The organism is Edaphobacter dinghuensis, assembly GCF_014640335.1.
Lineage (GTDB): Bacteria > Acidobacteriota > Terriglobia > Terriglobales > Acidobacteriaceae > Edaphobacter > Edaphobacter dinghuensis.
Genome location: NZ_BMGT01000002.1, coordinates 304,726 through 323,626 on the forward strand (window position 1 = coordinate 304,726; position 18,901 = coordinate 323,626).

Genomic DNA, 18,901 nt, shown 5'->3' on the forward strand with positions numbered 1-18,901 from the left:
GAACCTTGCTTGTTTTTCTTTATCGTCGAACCGCGCGCTTGATCAGCGCATATTGCAGCAGGATGAAGCTATCGGTCATCCCCGCAATATAGTCGGCGACCACGCGCGCCAGCCCTTCTTCTTCGATATCTTCGAAGTGCCCCTGCGGCAACTCCTCCGGATCATTGATCCAGAAATTAAAGAGCGCCGTCACCACCTCTTCCGCCTTGTCGTGCTCGTTTTCAAGCGCCTCGCAGGTGTAGAGCGTGTCATAGAGATAGCGCTTCTCCTGCAAGCGTTCAGCCTCTGCCTGTGGCGAAAAAACGGCCAGTCGCTGCGGGCATCGGCGTATGTCCTCAAGACTCTCCGCGCCAAGCGCCTCAACATTTCGCAGTGTTGTTGCAATCAGGTCATCGGTCAAGGTGTTCTGCATCAGTTGCAGCGCCTCGTTGAAGAGATACTTCTCTTCGACCCCGGCGTGTTGCCTCTCAACTGCATCGTAGCACCGTGCAAGAATCTCGACGTTCTCGCGGATATGGCCGATGGCCAGCAACCCTGACTCGACCCCATCATCAAGGTCCGCGGTCAGGTAGGCGATCTCATCGGCAAGATCAATCAGCTGTGCCTCGAGCGGCGGCATCTGGTCCAGCATGTACTCTGCCAGCTCGGGGTACTCACTGACGCTGTAGTCGCGCGAGTGTTTGATAATTCCCTCGCGGACACCGAGCGTAAGATTCAGGCCGCGATGTGCTGCATAGCGCTGCTCGAAGTGTTCGACGATACGCAGAGCGTGAAGATTGTGGTCAAACCGGCGTCCATGATCGCGAAGGCAGCGGTCGAGCGCTCGTTCTCCGGCATGTCCGAATGGAGGATGGCCAATATCATGCACCAAAGCCAGCGTCTCTGTCAGGTCCTCGTTCAAGCCAAGAGCCGAAGCGCACAGCCGTGCGATCTGCACAACTTCCATCGTGTGAGTCAGACGACTGCGAAAATGATCGGACGCCCGGCTGGTGAAGACCTGGGTTTTGCCTGCAAGGCGGCGAAAAGCGCGAGACTGCACGATCCGCTCGCGATCGCGCTGAAATGGAGTCCGCAGCGACCGAACCGGCGCAGGATAGACGCGCTCCATGAGTGGATCGTCCGGCCGCTCGACGACCGCATAGCGATGCAGTTTGGTAGACATGGTCAGGTTCGAGTGTAATGGAAGACCGCAGTGACCGCTGTGTCCGGTAAAAACTGGAGACAGAGAGTTGCAGGTCTTACTTGGAAGCCGCTGCCGGAGCAGGCGAAAGCTTAGCCAGCTTGACGCGTGCGCTCTCCAGCTTGTGCTGCACCTTGGCAACGTCCGCGGGGTCCGCATCGGCCGGCAGCGAGTGTGCGTACTCGGTCATCGACCGCTCCCACTGCATGACCGCCATCTTCAGCTTGCCCGTCTTCTCGTAGACCTCGCCCAGGTGATCGTGAACGGTCGGGTCGGTGCTCATGCGCTCCATCGCCTTGCGCAGATTCACCTCAGCCAGATCGTACTGGCCGGATTTGAAATAGACCCATCCCAGCGAATCGAGATACGCTCCGTTCTGCGGATCGAGCTCGACCGCTTTCTGGATCATCGTCAGCGCCTCGGGCAGCTTGACTCCGCGATCGGCAAGCATATAGCCGAGATAGTTCAGGATTGTCGCATTCTGCGGATCGATGGCCAGCGCCTTGTGGAACTCGGCCTCGGCCTCATCATAGTGCTTCTGCCGGTCGGCCAGCACTCCGCGAAGGAAGTACACATACAACTTCTCGTCGGGCTTGGTCGAGAGCCCTGCCGCACTATCGAGCGCCGAAGCCGCATCCGACCAGCGCTTCAACCGGGTATAAATCTGCGTTAAGGAAAGATAGGTGTCTCTGTCATCCGGCGTATTTCCCGCCGACGAGAGCTGCGCCTTCGCCAGCGCAATCCCCTGATCGACCTGGCCTGTATCGGCAAGCTGGCCGGCATACATCAACTGCGTCGCTTTATCTTTAGGCGCAGCCTTGGCAGCAGCGGCGGCAGCGGTGGTGGCATCTTTCCACTGGTGAGCATCGCGATATGCGTCGACCTGCCCCTGATAACCGCCCTTGGCGAAATCCCCGCCCAGATCGACCATCTGCTTATAAGCGGCAACCGCTTCCGCAGTCTTATTCTCTTCGCGATAGATGATGCCCAGGCGATCGAGGAAGATGGCGCGGTTTGCCTTCTCGCCATCGCTGTACTTTCCATCGGCGTGGGTGGTATCGGATACCAGCTTGGTTAGCACGCCCGTGGCATCGTCATAGCGTCCCAACGAGTCGTAGATCAGGGCCTCGTTATAGCTCAGCTCAAGCGAGTTCTGTGCCAGTGGCTTGGCCTTCTCGAGTGTGGCCAGCGCCTGATCGTAGTGTCCTTGCCTGCGCTGAATCTCCGAGATATGAATCTGCGACTGCGCATCCTGCGGCTCGGCAGCAACGACCTCGTTGAAGATCTTCAATGCCTCATCGAGCTTCCCATCCAGTAACAAAGCGTTGGCAAGGCCGCGCTCCGTATCGAGATTGCCCGGCTCAAGGTCGAGTGCCCGCTGATAGGCCGCGGCTGCCTCGTGGGGCTTCTTCAACTGGTCGTAGGTAGCGCCGAGAGCATACTCGATGCGCGCACTGCGGTCATCTACCGGGATGCCGCTTAGCACGTCGGCTGCACGCTTGGCATCTCCCTCATCGCTGTAGAGCCGCGCCATATTCAGCGCCACCTCTTCCGAGTTAGCGTCGACCTTTTGCGCTTCCTTGAACTGTGCCTCGGCCTTGATCGAATCGTGGTTCAGGCCATATAGCTGGCCGAGTAGAAGATGCGTCTCGATGTCCTTGGGCTTCAACTGCGCCAGCTTTTCGTACTCCGCGATGGCGAGCTTCAGAATCTGGCCCGACTGCGGTGTCTGCATATCGCCGAGCGACCGCAGATAAACCTTGCCCAGCAGCTCATGTGCCTGTACATCATTCGGGTCCTTGGCAAGCCGGTCCTGCGCTGTACTTACCGCCTCGCGAATTCGCCCGATCTTGAAGTAGAGGTCAGCCAGACCATCCTGCAACTGTTGAGAGTTGGGATCGGCGTTCAGCGCCAGCTTGTACTCTTCCACCGCCTGCGTCGCATAATCGGATCGGCCAGCGCTAACGGCCATATCTTCATAGAGATGCGCCAAGCCATAGTGATAGTAGGAAGAGGCCCGGTCAGGTACGGGAGCTGTAGTCGTCGTGGCAGCAGGAGCCGCAGCAAACATGGATTGCGCGGCAAACAGGAACGCAGCCGCCGGCAGAAGGCGGATCTGGCGAAGAGACGAAGCACGCAAAAACAAGGTCATGTCATGTAACTTTCTGGACTGGCAAACGCTGGACCGAATCCTTGCGAGACGAAAGACAGTGGTTAGACGGCTCTCCCTGGCGATTGGATGCAGCGCCAGATCGTACCGTTTGCGACGCTGGCGCTGATTATATCCGTCCGCCGATCATCCATGCCGGAAGTGCCGGACGCCGGTAAACGCCATCGCTACTCCCAGCCGATTGGCTGCCTCAATCACTTCGGCATCCCGCACCGAGCCGCCTGGCTGAATCACCGCCGTTGCCCCGGCATTGGCAACCACTTCCAGGCCGTCAGCAAACGGGAAAAACGCGTCTGAGGCAGCGACAGTTTCCGCCAGCGGGAGCACCGCCTTCATCGCGCCGAACTTTGCCGCATCCACACGGCTCATCTGTCCGGCACCAATGCCGACCGTCTGGCCATGCCCATCGGCAAAACGCGCATAGACGATCGCATTCGACTTCACATATTTGCAGATGCTCCATGCAAACAGCAGCGCCCGCAACTCTTCCGCCGTAGGCTTCCGCTCGGTCACCATCTTCAGTTCGGCCTCGCTGACCTTCAACCGATCAGCATCCTGCACCAACAACCCACCCGAGACCTGCTTGAGCATCCGGGTCGTGTCTACCGGAGAGATCTTCACCAACCGCAGGTTCTTCTTCGCCGCAAACTTCTCCAGCGCTCCGGCAGTAAACGAAGGCGCAACAATCGCCTCGACAAACAGTTTGGCAATCTCTTCTGCGGCCTCCGCATCCACCTCGCGATTGATGCCAATCACGCCGCCGAACGCCGAAACCGGATCGGCCTCAAGCGCCCGTTTGTAAGCCTCCAGCACCGTTGCTCCGGTCGAAGCTCCACACGGGTTGGTGTGCTTGATGATCGCCACCGCCGTCTCATCGAACTCGCTGACGATGTCCCAGCACGCATCGAGATCGACGAGGTTGTTGTAGCTAAGCTCCTTGCCCTGCAACTGCTCCGCTCCGGCCACTCCCTTGCCGCTGCCATCGACATACAGCGCGGCCTTCTGATGCGGATTCTCTCCGTAGCGAAGCGTCTTCGCCAGCGGCTCGATCAACCGGATCGTCTGCGGCAGTTCCTTCGAAAACACCGCCGCCCCACTCGGCTCCTCGATGCTCTCGAGCGCCGTAGCAATCCCCGCATCGTAAGCCGCCGTCACCGCAAACGCCTGTTTCGCCAGCCGCCAGCGAGTAGCGCGGCTCAGGCTACCCTTGTTCGCCTTCAACTCTTCCGTCAGCGCACCGTAATCGTCTGCCGAGGTCACAATCGCCACGTCGCTGAAGTTCTTCGCCGCCGACCGCACCATCGAAGGACCGCCGATGTCGATGTTCTCGATCACATCGGCAAACGCCACGCCCGGCTTCTGCGAGGTCTTCTCGAAGGCATACAGGTTCACCACCACCATATCGATCGGCTCAATCGCATGTTCCGCAACCGAGGCCTCGTGCTCGGCATTGCCGCGGATGTGCAGAATGCCGCCATGCACCTTGGGGTGCAGCGTCTTCACGCGGCCATCCAGCATCTCCGGAAACCCGGTCAGATCACTGATATCGCGCACCGGCAAACCAGCCTCACGCAGCGCGCGGGCCGTCCCTCCGGTCGATACAAGGTCTACATTGAATGAGGCAAGCGCACGGGCAAAATCGATAAGGCCGGTCTTGTCCGTGACAGACAGAAGAGCGCGGCGAACAGGGCGAAGATCAACCAGCGGAGCGTTCGGGGCAGAATGAGTGGAAGTCATTATTCCCTTTATTCTATCCACAATCTCCCGACAAACACATGCCCCAGCGAAACTGTGGCCAGTCGCCTATACGCTTGAATATTTCCGGCAGAGGCGCTCGATCTCGGCAATCGCCGGAGGAATTCCGGGGGTGTCCATCTCCTCGCCTTCATAGGACATATAGCCCTTGAAGCCCGCATCCGCAAACAGCTTCCAGACCCGATCCATGTCGATGGACGTTCCATCGTCGAACTTGGTGCGAATGTGGGTATTGGTGGCATAAGGAATGCAGGAGGCGATCTGCTCGTAGGGATCTCCGTCTTTCTTGTCGAAGTGGGTGATGTCCAGATTGATCCCCGCATAGGGCGAGTTCACACGATGCATCACCTCAAGGCAGACCTTCGCGCTCTGGGAGACTCCATAGTGATCTTCGAGTCCGACCATGATGCCTTTGCTGCCGGAGTAGTCGCTGGCAGCCTTCATAATCTCAACCACCCATGTCGTGGCATCGGGCAACGAGGTTCCCGCAGGAAGAGGACCGGCGAAGATGCGAAGATGAGAGGCACCGAGACGGTCGGTCACGTCGATCCACTTTTTAATCTGGACAAGAGCATCAGCGCGTTTGGCAGGGTCAGCCGCCACCATGCTGACACCGCAAGCCGCACCGGAAAAGGCGACAGCATGTTTGTACGCCAGCCAGCGAAGATTCTCTATATAGCCTGGGTCGGTGGACTTCATATAGTAGACCGTCATATCAATCGCATCGAGGCGAAGATCGACCGCCTTCTCGATGAATTCCTCAAGCGTAAAGCCATTCTTAAACGCATTGCGGTAGGTGTAGGCACAACAACCGGAGAAGAGGCGGGCTGGCTTTGCTGAGGCTATTGGCAACGCATCGGCGGATGGAGTCCCGAGAGCTTCCACTGCTGTGGCAGCGATTGCACTCGCCCCGACATTTCTGAGAAAGCTGCGCCGATTGAGTTTATTCTGCATGGTCCATTGCTCCGGTCTGTTCAATTCTGCCCAGCGAAAGGATGAGCAGCCAGCAACATCCTACCAACTCCCGGCGAGCCGACCGGCGGAACTCATAGACGATGGAGCACTACAGCCGCTGAAGAGAAGCTAGAGCAGTAAACCGCCCGTCAGCGACGAAACCTGCGCCAGCCCATGCGATGCGCACCAGCGCTTCAACCCATTGGCAATATTTTCCACGGCTCGCGGATCGGCATAGCTCGCCGTCCCCACCTGAACCGCCGTCGCCCCGGCCAGCATAAACTCCACGGCATCCTCTGCCCGCACAATCCCGCCCATGCCGACGACAGGAATCTTCACCGCCCGCGAAACCTCGTGCACCATCCGCACCGCAATCGGCTTGATCGCCGGTCCCGAAAGCCCGCCGGTCACATTGGCGATCTTCGGCCTCCGCGTCTTCACATCAATCGCCAGCGAGACGAAGGTGTTTACCAGCGAGACGGCATCCGCTCCGCCATCCTCTGCCACCTTCGCCATCTGTCCGATGTTGGTCACATTCGGCGACAGCTTCACCATCAGGGGCCGCTTCGACGCCGCCTTGCATCGCACCGTCAGCTCATGCAGCAGCGCCGGATCGGTGCCAAACACCATCCCGCCGTGGCTCGTATTCGGACAGCTCGCATTCAACTCATACATGGCAATGCCCTCGGCATCGTTCAAAGCGCCGATGACCTCGAGGCAATCTTCAATGGTGAAGCCGAAGACATTCGCGATCACCACCGCACCGGCCAGCTTGCGCAGCTTGGGTAGCTTCTCCGCAACAAACGGGCGAACCCCCATATTCTGCAGGCCAATGGCGTTGATCATCCCCGCCGCAGTCTCGATGATCCGGGGAGCGGCATTACCTGCCATCGGCTCCCGCGAAAGCCCCTTGGTCACAAACGCGCCGATACGCTCCAGCGAGACAATCTCTTCGAACTCGATGCCATAGCCAAACGTCCCACTGGCCGCAATTACCGGCGAGCTCAGCTCCACCCCGGCGATGCTCACCCGCATATCCGGGCCTTTATGATGTGTCGATGTACTCATCTAACTCCTAATACGTCATTTCGACCGGAGCCGCGCAGCCTCATCGCGCGACGGAGTGGAGAAACCCATGTATTTGGTCTGTCTGTTCTAAGCCTAATCGTATTTCCTTTCCATCCCTCCTCAAAATCCGCATTCACACCGAGAGACGCTAAAATAGTCTTCAAATGATCGATCTAGGGTTTATGCGGGCGAACTTGCCCCTTGTGGAGGAAAAACTGCGCGCACGGGGCATGGACCCGTCTGCCGCGCTTGGCAATTTTGCCGAAGTAGACCAGCAGCGCCGCGACGCCATCACCCGCGTCGAAACGCTGAAGGCAGAACGCAACAAACTCACCACAGAGATCGCTGCCCTCCGTAAGGCAGGCTCCGACGCCACCGCTCAGACCGAGCAAACGCGAACCCTCAAGACCGAAGTCGAGTCACTCGAAGCCACCGCAGCCGCAGCCGACGAGCGCCTGCGCGAGATGATGCAGACCCTGCCCAACCTGCCGCAGGACGACGTACCCGTCGGCAAGTCCGAGCACGACAACCGCGTCGAAAAGACCTGGGGCGAGCAGCCGAAGTTCGACTTCACCGCCAAGCCGCATTGGGAGCTGGGCGAGGCTCTCGGCATCCTCGACTTCAACCGTGCCGCCAAGATCTCCGGCTCGCGCTTCGTCGTCCACTTCGGTCAGGGAGCGCGCCTCGAACGCGCCCTCGCCAACTTCATGCTCGACCTGCACACCCGCGAGCACGGCTACACCGAAGTCCTGCCGCCCTACATGGTCAACTCCAAGTCGCTCTTCGGCACCGGCCAGCTCCCAAAGTTCGCCGAAGACCTCTTCCACTGCGACGACAAGGGCGCGTACGAGCCCGGCGTCTTTCAGGAGAGCGACCACTGGCTCATCCCCACCGCCGAAGTCCCCGTCACCAATCTCTTCCGCGACGAGACCCTCGACGAGTCCCAACTCCCCATCTCGTACTGCGCTTACACCCCCTGCTTCCGCAGCGAGGCCGGCAGCTACGGCAAAGACGTTCGCGGCATGATCCGTCAGCACCAGTTCCAGAAGGTCGAGCTGGTCAAGTTCGCCAAGCCTGAAGACTCGAACGAAGAGCACGAACGCCTCACCCGCCATGCCGAGACCGTCCTTGAAAAACTAGGTCTCCCCTATCGCCGCATGCTGCTCTGCACCGGCGACATGGGCTTCTCCTCGGCCAAGACCTACGACCTCGAGGTCTGGCTCCCCGGACAAAACCTCTACCGCGAAATATCTTCTTGCTCCAACTTCGAGGCATTTCAGGCGAGACGTGCCAATATCAGATATCGTCCCACCGGCGCGAAGAAGAGCGAGTTCCTGCACACCCTCAACGGCAGCGGCCTCGCCGTAGGACGCACCTACCTCGCCATTCTCGAGAACTATCAGCAAGCCGACGGCACCATTCGCGTGCCCGATGCGCTCGTCCCGTACATGAACGGTGATACAGTCATCGGCAAGCAGCAAGGCAGGAGCTGACACGATGATCAAACTCCTTCGCAGCTATCTCTTCTGGACCTACGAGCGCGGCAGCTTCCACTACGACGTCATGGTGACGCTGATCCTGCTCTTCCTCTTTGTCGGGCCGCGCTTCATCGACTTCAAGGCCAAGCCGGTCGAAACCCTCACGCTCGACCCCAGCGAAGTCGTGGTGAAAGAGGCAGGCATCACCGAGGCCGGAAAGATCTTCGTCTACCAGATTCGCGCCCAGGACCTCGAAGGCGCAACCACCGACAGCGAGCGTCAGGCCGCCATCCTCAACGTGATCGAGCCGATCTCCGGCCACGTCACCCTCCAGCGTTTCGAGCCCATTCGCGACGCCAAAGGGAAGATCACGGCCTACAACGCCTGGGCACTCCGCTAGCGCGCGTCAAAAGCCGCCGCGAGCTATCCCAATCCCACGACGAACCATCTAATGACCGGGAGCAATTAACGAATGACGCCTTTCCGCCGTGTTGCTACAACGTTTCTCATCGCTGCCGCCGCACTCCTGATCACGCCTCTCTCTTCATTCGCCCAGCCGAAGCCAGCCGACTTGAACACCGTTCTCCATCAGATGGACCAGGCGAGCACCCGATTTAAATCCGCAGAGGCCGACTTCCGTTGGGACATCTACGAGCGTGTCGTGAAAGAGACCACGACGCAGAACGGCACCATCTACTTCCTCAAAAACGGTTCGAGCCTGCAGATGGGCGCACAGATCAAGCCTCCCTCGGCCAAATTTATCGAATACAAGAACGGCAGCCTGCAACTCTTCGATCCCGGTTCGGACCACCTCACCATTCTGAGCGCCGGAAACAATCAGGCACAGTACGAGAGCTTTCTCACGCTCGGCTTCGGCGGCAGCGGTACCGACCTCGCCAAGGCGTGGAACATCACCGACCTCGGCACCGAGCCCATCAATGACGGCAGCAAGATGGTGACGACCACCAAGCTCGACCTCGTCTCGAAAGACCCCAACGTCCGCAACATGGTCAGCCACATCATTATCTGGGTCGATCCCACGCGCGCCGTCTCCCTGAAGCAGCAGTTCTTCATGCCGTCCGAAGATCAGCGCACCACCTACTTCACCAATATTCGCTACAACCAGAGCGTCAACACCAAGCCCTTCGCGCTCAAGACCGACAAGAAGACGACAGTCGATCGTCGTTAGGCCGAGCAGCGATCAACGCTGCCCAAATGATCAGCACAGGAAAGAACTCCAGCGTATACCGCGGCTCCGAGTTGTCGAGCGTCAGCAACACACAGCAACGCAGTAGCACAAATCCCATCATCGCCCACGCCAGGTCGGGGTTTGCGTCCCATCCCCGCCTTCGCCACAGCCAGAAGCCCACGCCTCCCAGCACAAAATAGACAAGATTCAGCCCGGCATATCCCGCTGCAAACCAGCTCTTCCGCGGATGGTCCCAGTGCCACCAGTACAGCGGAATCGGCATCATCTCCGTCCGTGGCCGAAACGCCATGTTCAACAATCGCGCCACCGGCAGCGCGACATAGTAACGAAGCGGGTCGTCCTGCATGCGCTGGGCGGCAATCTCTCCAAACCGTGCGTCGATTGAAGCGGTAGCGTTGTCGGTCTGGTTGTAATCGTTCAGCAGCGCATCGGTCTGCTTATACTGCTCCTCGGAATCAAAGGCACGCGAGGGCACATCGCTGATATCGATCTCCGCGCCGTCATAGTTCCAGTACACGTCTTCGGTCGAGGCAAAGTCGATGCCCCAGCTCCGATACCATCGCTGAAACCCCAACGGCACCAGCTCGCCGGGATCAGTGGCATACCGAGGAGCGAGCGGCTGAATCACATGAAATGTTCGCCAATTTCGCACCGCCCACGGCACCAGCGGAAGCACCATGCACACAGCAACCACCGCCACGGGCCATAGCGAACGCACCCAGTTGCGACTACGGGAGGCCATCCAAAACATTGCAGCCAACACGGCGACGGCGAGCAGCCCCTGCTCCGGGCGCAACAGCACCGCATAGGCAAGCGCGCAGGTGATCGCCCATAGCCATCGGTTCAGCCCGAGCGAAGTCGTTCGCCACCGCTCCAATCCGTAAAATGCAATCGCAATACAAGCCAGGCTCAACGTCTCCGTCAGAGGAGCGGCAACATAGTTCGCTGTGAACGGACACAACGCAGCCAGCCACAACGCAACCATCGCCGCACGCCGCCCGAACAGGCGCCCAGCCAGCGCGGCGATCACCAGGCAGGTGAACAGGTCGATCGCACTCTGCACGACCATGACTGCCGTATAGTGCTCAATGCCGAAGACGCGAAAGCACGCCGCCAGGAACAGCGGATAGCCCGGAAGCCGAATCAACGTTGGACGCGGAGCAATCCCTGTACGCGTGAATCCATAGACGCCATGTTCCAGCCAGTTTTTAGCGATATCGCCATACAGCAGCGTATCGCCGTCGATCCGAGCCAGGTGCGCGATAAACCATAGTCGCAGGGCAAGCCCCAGCGCCAGCGGCAAAGCCACCCACAACCCTAGCTGTATTCGTCTCCAAGTCATGTATGTGCATCATACTTTGGATGATGCCCTCCCTTGCTTCCACATTGACTCTAACCGACACACTGCATACGATTGATACAGCCGCTCACGCCGCAACCCCTCCTCAATGACCAAGCAAATCTTCTACGATCCGCAACGTAAACGCTGGAAGAGGCTGCGTCGAGTCTTCGATGTCCTTGCCCTGCTCGGCATCCTGCTGATCGCTGTATTTCTGATCAACCTGATACGCACCAAACCGCTGCCGGAGCTCTCGTTCCAGGTGCGGAAGCGCAACTATCGGACGCTGACGACTCCGCGCAAGCCGGTCGCAAAACCGGTCGCAAAGTTGCGCCGTTCGGCGCACCGCAAGACCGATCTCAAACCCTCCGACGTTACGTTGAACTCGGGCGAAGGGCTTCGCGCCGCCTACTACGTGGAGTGGGACCCAGCCAGCTACTCTTCGCTGAAGCAGCACATCAAGCAGGTCGATCTCCTTTTTCCTGAGTGGCTCCACGTTGTAACGCCTGAAGGTAACCTGACCTCGTTTTCCATCGACAACCGCCCCTTCCGCGTCGTCGATGACGGCGGTGTTCACCCTGTCGATCAGGAGTTCAAGGTCGCACGCACCATTGCGGCGAACCACGTCGACACCGAAGTCTTCCCTCTCGTCAATAACTACGATCCCGTTAAGGGCATCTTTCTCCCCTCCATCGGAGACTTTCTCGAAGACGCAACGGCACGCGCAAACTTCCTGAAGCAGCTCGACACCTTCTTCGAGGCCAATCCGAACTATCACGGTCTTTCGCTCGACTTCGAGGAGATTCCGTCCGACGCACAGCCCGGCTACAACGCTCTGATCGCCGCAATCTACAGCGACTTCCAGCAGCACCATCTCCGCCTCTACGTGAACACTCCCGTGGGAGACGACGACTTCAATCTGAAGTACATCGCCGACCACTCCGACGGCCTGCTGCTGATGAACTACGACCAGCACCAGACCGACAGCGGCCCCGGCCCCATCGCTCCGCAGGGCTGGTTCATCGACAATCTGAAGAACGTCCTCAAGATCGTCCCCAAAGAAAAAATCATCTGCGCCATCGGCAGCTACGGCTACGACTGGTCCATGTCCATGCCACCGGCAGAGACGGACAAGCACAAATCACACAAGAAGCCCCCACCGCCAAAGGTGCTCACTTCAGAGAATCTATCCACGCAGGAGGCATGGCAGGAGGCGTACGACTCCGGCTCCGACGTCGAGCTGGACGACAACTCTCTCAACGCCCACTTCGCCTACGACGACGAAGACGCTCACGTCCGTCATCAAGTCTGGTTTCTCGACGCAGTCACAGTTCTAAACGAGATGCGCGCCGCACGCGCCCTTGGCCTCGAGACCTTTGCCCTGTGGCGACTGGGATCTGAAGACAACTCGCTCTGGAAGATATGGGACAACCCGACCAAAGGCGATCCGCTGAAGGACCTTGCCACGGTTGAGCCTGGCTACGACGTCGATACCGAAGGTGACGGCGACATTCTGCGCATCACACGCAAGCCGCAGGATGGTCATCGCACCATGACTCTCGACGATGACGCCTCCATTCCATTGAACTACCGTTCGATCGTCGACGAGACGATGGACTCTCTGCCGCTCTCATACACGGTGCAGCAGTACGGCTACCATCCCAAAGAAGTCGCGCTCACCTTCGACGACGGCCCCGACCCGGAGTGGACGCCGAAGATCCTCGACATCCTGAAGCGTTACAACGTGCATGCCACCTTCCTGATGATCGGCGAGGTCGCTGAAAACAACGTCGGCGTCATGCAGCGCGTCTATCGGGAAGGCCACGAGATCGGCAATCACACCTTCACCCATCCCGATATCAGCGATATCTCCAACGCGCAGGTTGACCTGCAACTGAACCTCACCGAGCGGCTCTTCGCCTCCAAACTCGGCGTACAGCCTCTCTACTTCCGTCCTCCCTACTCCATCGATCAGGAGCCCGACACCAACGACCAGGCCGCTCCCGTAGACCGCATTCAACACATGGGCTACGTCATTCTCGGCAACAAGATCGATACCAACGACTGGGACGAGCACCCGCGCAAATCTCCACAGGAGATCGTCGACAGCGTCTTTCAGCAGATTGCGGACATGAACGTCCGTACCTGGACTAAAGGCTCCGTCATCCTGTTGCATGATGGCGGCGGAGACCGTTCCGCAACCATCGCCGCGCTGCCTGTTCTCATCGAAGCCCTGCGTGCCCACGGCTACAAGATCGTCAACGTCTCCGACCTGATCGGCAAAACCCGCGCTGAAGTCATGCCTCCGCTTACGCCGCACCAGCGCTGGCTGGCGCGCGCCGACTCGGTCACCTTCTTCTTTGTTGGCTTCTTCAACAACTTCATCGTGGGCGTCTTCTTCATCGGCGACATCCTCATGAGCGCAAGACTCATCATCATGGGTATCTGCGCCGTCATCGACCGCCTGCGCAAGCGCAAAAACTACGCGACGCCTGGCTATCAACCCAGGGTTGCTGTCGTCATCCCTGCCTACAACGAAGAGAAGGTCATCGTGCGGACCATTCGTTCCGTCATGATGTCCACCTACAAGAACCTGCGCATCATCGTGGTCGACGACGGCTCTACCGACAAGACCTTCGACACGGCGCGCGCGGCCTACGCTGCCGACATCTCCTCTGGTCGCCTTACCGTGATGACCAAACCCAACGCCGGCAAGGCCGAGGCTCTCAACTTCGCGCTGCCTTACATCGAAGAAGAGATCTATGTCGGCATCGACGCTGATACGGTCATCGCTCACGATGCTATCGCCAGGCTGGTTCCGAACTTCGCGAACCCCAAGGTCGGCGCTGTCGCGGGCAACGCCAAGGTGGGCAACAAGGTCAACCTCTGGACCCGTTGGCAGGCGCTCGAGTACATCACCAGCCAGAACTTCGAGCGTCGCGCCCTCGATCTTTTCGACGTGGTCACAGTCGTCCCCGGAGCCATCGGAGCCTGGCGCACCTCCATCGTCAAGGCAGGCGGCGGCTATCACTCCAACACCGTAGCCGAGGATGCCGACCTCACCATGAACATCCTCGAACAGGGTTACTCCTCCATCTATGAGGATGCGTCGTTGGCATTTACCGAAGCACCGGTGACAGTGAATGGGCTGATGCGCCAGCGCTTCCGCTGGTCCTTCGGCATCCTTCAGGCCATCTGGAAGCACCGCAGCGCATTCACCAAGCACAAGGCGCTGGGCTTCTTCGCGCTCCCAAATACGCTGATCTTCCAGATTCTGCTGCCGCTGGTCTCGCCCCTTATTGATTTGATGTTCGTCGTCGGCATACTGAGCTACTACGTCGACAAGCACTTCCACCCCATCACCACGTCATCGGCCAGCCTCGACAAGCTGATCATCTTCTTCCTCGCCTTCCTGATGATCGATTTCGTTACCTCCGCGCTCGCTTTCGCGCTCGAACGAAGACATCCGGCGAGCAAGGGCGATGGCTGGCTGCTCTTCCATATCTGGATTCAGCGCTTCACCTACAGGCAGGTCTTTTCGGTCGTATTGTTCAAAACCATCAAGCGCGCCATCGACGGCAAGCCCTTCAACTGGGACAAGCTAGAGCGTACCGCCAAGATGTCCAAAGCTACCGAAAAGCTGACCGAGGACGACCCCGCCCACTAAGCTCGTCTAACGTCAGCTAATCACCAGGCTCCGTCATCTCAACCGAAGCTGCGCAGCGTCATCGCGCGGCGCAGTAGAGAGACCGCTCTTGCCTGTTCTTTAGCAATTACGAGTGAAAGCCGTTCCAGACCATCACCCCGGACAGCACAATCACGATGACGGTAGTAAGCCACGCCATGGCATTGAACCAGCGGCTGTTTGTATACGTTCCCATCAGCTCATGCTTGTTGATCAGCCGCAGCATGAAGATCAGCACAATGGGCAGCAGAACGCCGTTCAGTACCTGCGACAGAATGCTGAATTTAACCAATGGAAAGTTCGGTATCAGGACAATGGCTGCGCCGCCCGCCAGTAGCAGCGTGTAGAACCCATAAAAGAAACGAGCATCCTTGAAGCTCTTATCCAGCCCACTCTCCAGCCCAAGCCCTTCGCACACCGTATAAGCAGTCGAAAGCGGAAGGATCGACGCCGCAAACAACGATGCGTTGAAGAGCCCCGCGGCAAACAGGATAAACGCATACTGGCCGGCCAGCGGCTTCATCGCTCCAGCAGCATCGGCAGGATCGACGATATTGCGGATACCATGCGCGAACAAAGTCGCCGCGCAGGCCACGACGATGAACCACGCCACAAGGTCGGTAAAGAAGGAGCCAACGATCACGTCCAGCCGCGAGGCCTTGTACTGGCGTACATTGATTCCCTTCTCAACAATCGTGGACTGCAAATAGAACTGCATCCATGGACTGATCGTGGTGCCGATAATGCCGACCGTCATGTAGACATACAGCTTGTCGTGCCATACGCCGCGAGTGGGCAGCTTCACCGTCTCAACCAGCGCGAGATGCCAGTCCGGGCCGCTGAGAACACCGGCCGCAATATACGCGATGTAGAAGACGCTGGCGATGAGAAAGACTTTTTCGACGCTCTTGTAGTCGCCTTTGATCACAAGAATCCAAACCAGAAAAGCACACGCCGGAACGCTGACGTACTTGCTGATATGGAAGAGCTGCATGCTGCCCGCAATGCCGGAGAACTCCGCGATCACATTGCCGAAGTTGACTACAACCAGCAGGACCAGCATCAGGAAGGTCATGCGCAGGCCGAACTCTTCGCGGATCAGGTCGCTGAGTCCCTTGCCCGTCACCACGCCCATGCGCGCGCACATCTCCTGCACGATGATTAGCGCAAGCGTAATCGGAATCATCGTCCACAGCAGCGTGTAGCCGAACTGCGCGCCTGACTGCGAATAGGTGAGAATGCCGCCCGCATCGTTATCGACGTTCGCGGTGATGAAGCCCGGACCGAGCACAGCCAAAAAGAGGATGAGGCTCGTTCTCCATCTGCGCCAGGATGTCATGCCTGCCCCCACCTTTTATTAATTGCCCAGCTAATTGACTGTTACTGATCGTAAGGCTTACCAACCGCCCAGGAGTATCCACCCGCGGCGCACAACTTCAATCGTCTTCTCAGGCTAAATCAAAGGCCGGATAAATCCGACCATCAGGCTCGATTAGTACGCAAACGATTAACAACGCCCTGTGCGCGCTCGACAATCAGCTCCATCTGGCGATCGTTATGGTAGCCATCGCGCAACGCACGTCTCTGCCCCGCTGCGGCGATCCGCTGCCGAGCAGCTTCGTCCGGCAGATAGCGGCGAATCTTCTCCAGCAGCTCATCGTACGACGAGAAAAAGACCGCCTCCTCGTCTTCACGGAAGCGTTGCAGGTGCCCCTCCGACCTCTCGGCCAGCAGAAAGCCGCCGCACCCTGCGATCTCGAAGCTCTTGTGCACGAACTCGTCCAGGTTCGAGTGCGTAATAAAGCTGAGATTGATCTTCGAGCGCCAGATGGCCTCGCGGTACTGCTGCCGGTAGAGCTCGCCCTCGCGGTAGAGGCGATGGAACGGTTCCTCGCCCAGCGCCCGCCTCCATTGCCGATCGTTGCCCGAGATCACCACCTGAAACTCGTTCAGCTTCGATAACCGGTCGAGCGTCTCGGCACGGTTGTCGTACGGCGTTCCGACAAACGAGACCTCGCGGTTGCGGTTCGCATCCGACCAGTCGTCAGGCGGCGGATACTGAACCGTAGGCTCATATGCAGTCTGAATCTTGATGACGTCACGCGCACCGCGCTCGCGGTAGTCGAGGATGTTTTTATCCCGCTGCACCACATGCAGGTCATAGTGCGGAATGTCCTTCATGTAGAGCCGCCAGCCGGGGTCCTGCCGCGGCCCAAAGGGGTTGTCGATCATATAGCTGACCGATGCAATGCCCATCGCACGGATGCGGTCGAGCGTTTTGGGGCGCATCGAGAGCAGCTTGTCCGTCCATAGCAGGTCGGGCTTTTCTGCGGCAGCGATCTTCAGCAGATCGCGGTTCAGCTTAGTCACCATCGGCCCGGTGGCAAGGCGAAAAAACACCTTGCGCGCAAAATCATTGGCGTACTGGTAGTCATAGGTATTAATCGGAATGACTTCGTGACCCAGCCGATTCAGCGCCCAGAGGCGATAGAGCGAGGTATCGTTTGGGCTCAGGCCGGCGGCATAGAGAATCTTCATCGAAAACGGAGTCTTCCTGATCGTTGGCTTTGTTTAATTTTAGTGGTTCGCACGCAACAGCGCGATCACCTGCTCGGCGTGAACAACCCCCACCAGCCGTTTTTCACTATCCAGCACAGGCAGCGAGCGCAGATTGTACTTATCAAATAGCTCGGCCACCTTGCGGCCATTTGCGTCGATATCGCAGGCGACCACATGGCCCTGCGGCAACTCGGTTAACAGCGCATCCGGCGCTGCCAGCAGCAATTGGACCACGGAGATCAGACTGGCAATCCTTCCCTCTTCATCCAGAAGATAGATGTCGGTAACAATCTCGATGTCGCCTTCGAACTCGCGCAACGCAGCAATCGCGTCCGCCAGCCGCGCTGTCGCGGGCAAGGCAATATAGTCGGTCGTCATGCGCCCGGCAGCCGAGTCTCCTGAAAACTCCAGAAGCTCCTCGACCTCCTGCCTCTCCTCCGGCTCCATCTCGCCGAGAATCTCTTCAGACTTCTCTTCCGGCAGCTCAGAGAGCAGATCGGCGGCAGCTCCAGGGTCCATCTCCTCGACGATGTCGGCAATCTGGCCCGAATCGAGCGACTCGATCAGCGCCTGCTGCATCTTCGGCTTTACCTCTTCCAGAGCCTCAGCGGCGATCTCTTCATTCAGGCTAATAAACAACGCCTGGCGCTCAGCAGGCGCAAGTTCTTCGAGAATGTCCGCGATATCGGAGGGGTGCATCTGCGAGAGACGGTTCTGCTCGATCTTGAGCTTGACCCTGCGCGCAGGATCGCGGTCGATCAGGTCGACAAAATCCCACGGGATCAGGCTGGGATTGAAGCGCGCTGCGATACGTTCCGCAGCAGCAGAGGGCAGCCCCTTCAAGAGGCGGCGAATCGCGCCACGCAGGCCAACCTCAACCTCAACGATGCGCAGCGATAGCTCCGAGCCATTCTCGTGGCTCGACTCCCAGAGCAGATCGACGTCATTGACGCGGACGACCTTGCGCCCATGAACATCGATGATCTGCTGATCAAGCAGATCGCGCTCCAGCATCAACTGGCTCTCGTCCTCTCGCAGCGCAGCGGGCAAAACTCCTTCGCGAAGTTGCATTTCATTGCGAGGTGTCAGCTTCAGATCGGTGATGAGCACCAGCGAAGGCTGATCTCCCCGTCTGGCATCGGGTCGCTTCAGCACAAGTCCGTGAACCTGCGAGGTCGCAATCTCCGGGGCGACGACGAACTCGCGCACGCGGCCGTACAAGGCTCCCTGGTCGTCCACCACACTCGCGCCCATCAGCGCCGAGACGCTCGTTCGTTTGTTCAGCTTCGTCATAAGCAATCGTAACTGTTGTAATACCAGACTTTACATCGTTCAACCGCAAGCAGGCTTCCGGGTTTCCTACTTGGATGCTGTCAGAAACAACATCATCCCAATCAAAGGTCGCCTCCACAAACATACGTCATCTCGACCGAAGCGAAGACGGGGTGCAAGCGTAGTGGAGCCCCCCTGCATTTTGTCGTCGCTCAATCTTCCCAATCAAGC

General features: G+C 58.7%; 13 protein-coding genes. 4 read left to right on the forward strand and 9 right to left on the reverse strand.

Features of this window, described 5'->3' with window-relative positions:
* Nucleotides 1-19: 19 nt before the first annotated feature.
* The 5 genes from dgt to IEW09_RS06910 all read right to left on the reverse strand — a co-directional run bounded on the left by dgt (nt 20) and on the right by IEW09_RS06910 (nt 7,127).
* Nucleotides 20-1,162, reverse strand: a complete 1,143-nt coding sequence (gene dgt, locus IEW09_RS06890) for a dGTP triphosphohydrolase (RefSeq protein ID WP_188553460.1) — start codon at nt 1,160-1,162, stop codon at nt 20-22.
* 76 nt (nt 1,163-1,238) lie between these two features.
* Nucleotides 1,239-3,332: a tetratricopeptide repeat protein gene (locus tag IEW09_RS06895; RefSeq protein WP_188553461.1), complete on the reverse strand. Its 2,094-nt coding sequence runs from the start codon at nt 3,330-3,332 to the stop codon at nt 1,239-1,241.
* Nucleotides 3,333-3,476: 144 nt separating this feature from the next.
* A complete protein-coding gene (purH, locus tag IEW09_RS06900; protein WP_188553462.1) occupies nt 3,477-5,087 on the reverse strand; it encodes a bifunctional phosphoribosylaminoimidazolecarboxamide formyltransferase/IMP cyclohydrolase in 1,611 nt (536 codons plus the stop codon).
* A gap of 66 nt (nt 5,088-5,153) precedes the next feature.
* A complete protein-coding gene (locus tag IEW09_RS06905) occupies nt 5,154-6,059 on the reverse strand; it encodes a sugar phosphate isomerase/epimerase family protein (RefSeq protein WP_188553463.1) in 906 nt (301 codons plus the stop codon).
* A 129-nt stretch (nt 6,060-6,188) separates the two neighbouring features.
* Nucleotides 6,189-7,127, reverse strand: a complete 939-nt coding sequence (locus IEW09_RS06910; protein WP_229739156.1) for a dihydroorotate dehydrogenase — start codon at nt 7,125-7,127, stop codon at nt 6,189-6,191.
* 164 nt (nt 7,128-7,291) lie between these two features.
* Between IEW09_RS06910 and serS the strand changes: the two genes are divergently transcribed.
* From serS to IEW09_RS06925, 3 genes are all read left to right on the forward strand, one after another.
* Complete coding sequence (serS, locus tag IEW09_RS06915; protein WP_188553464.1) at nt 7,292-8,620, forward strand: serine--tRNA ligase; 1,329 nt, start codon at nt 7,292-7,294, stop codon at nt 8,618-8,620.
* 4 nt (nt 8,621-8,624) lie between these two features.
* On the forward strand, nt 8,625-9,005 hold the full coding sequence (locus tag IEW09_RS06920) for a hypothetical protein (RefSeq protein WP_188553465.1): 381 nt from the start codon (nt 8,625-8,627) through the stop codon (nt 9,003-9,005).
* Between the two features lie 72 nt (nt 9,006-9,077).
* Nucleotides 9,078-9,794 (forward strand): LolA family protein, encoded by a 717-nt coding sequence (locus IEW09_RS06925; protein ID WP_188553466.1) that lies wholly within the window; start codon nt 9,078-9,080, stop codon nt 9,792-9,794.
* Here IEW09_RS06925 and IEW09_RS06930 read toward each other — a convergent pair.
* Nucleotides 9,757-11,157, reverse strand: coding sequence for an ArnT family glycosyltransferase (locus IEW09_RS06930; protein WP_188553467.1), 1,401 nt, complete (start codon nt 11,155-11,157; stop codon nt 9,757-9,759). The two genes, IEW09_RS06925 and IEW09_RS06930, sit on opposite strands and share 38 nt — an antisense overlap.
* A 106-nt stretch (nt 11,158-11,263) precedes the next feature.
* Here IEW09_RS06930 and IEW09_RS06935 point away from each other — a divergent pair, with 106 nt between their 5' ends.
* A complete protein-coding gene (locus IEW09_RS06935; RefSeq protein WP_188553468.1) occupies nt 11,264-14,821 on the forward strand; it encodes a trifunctional glycoside hydrolase family 18/polysaccharide deacetylase/glycosyltransferase family 2 protein in 3,558 nt (1,185 codons plus the stop codon).
* Nucleotides 14,822-14,927: 106 nt separating this feature from the next.
* On the opposite strand, the gene IEW09_RS06940 is transcribed toward IEW09_RS06935, so the two are convergent.
* The 3 genes from IEW09_RS06940 to IEW09_RS06950 form a co-directional block, all read right to left on the reverse strand.
* Nucleotides 14,928-16,178: an Nramp family divalent metal transporter gene (locus IEW09_RS06940; protein WP_188553469.1), complete on the reverse strand. Its 1,251-nt coding sequence runs from the start codon at nt 16,176-16,178 to the stop codon at nt 14,928-14,930.
* A gap of 143 nt (nt 16,179-16,321) precedes the next feature.
* Nucleotides 16,322-17,377 carry a CgeB family protein gene (locus tag IEW09_RS06945; protein WP_188553470.1) on the reverse strand — a complete coding sequence of 352 codons (1,056 nt, stop codon included), beginning with the start codon at nt 17,375-17,377 and terminating at the stop codon, nt 16,322-16,324.
* A 39-nt stretch (nt 17,378-17,416) separates the two neighbouring features.
* Entirely contained in the window at nt 17,417-18,691 is a 1,275-nt protein-coding gene (locus tag IEW09_RS06950; protein WP_188553471.1) for a magnesium transporter MgtE N-terminal domain-containing protein, read from the reverse strand.
* Nucleotides 18,692-18,901: the final 210 nt, after the last annotated feature.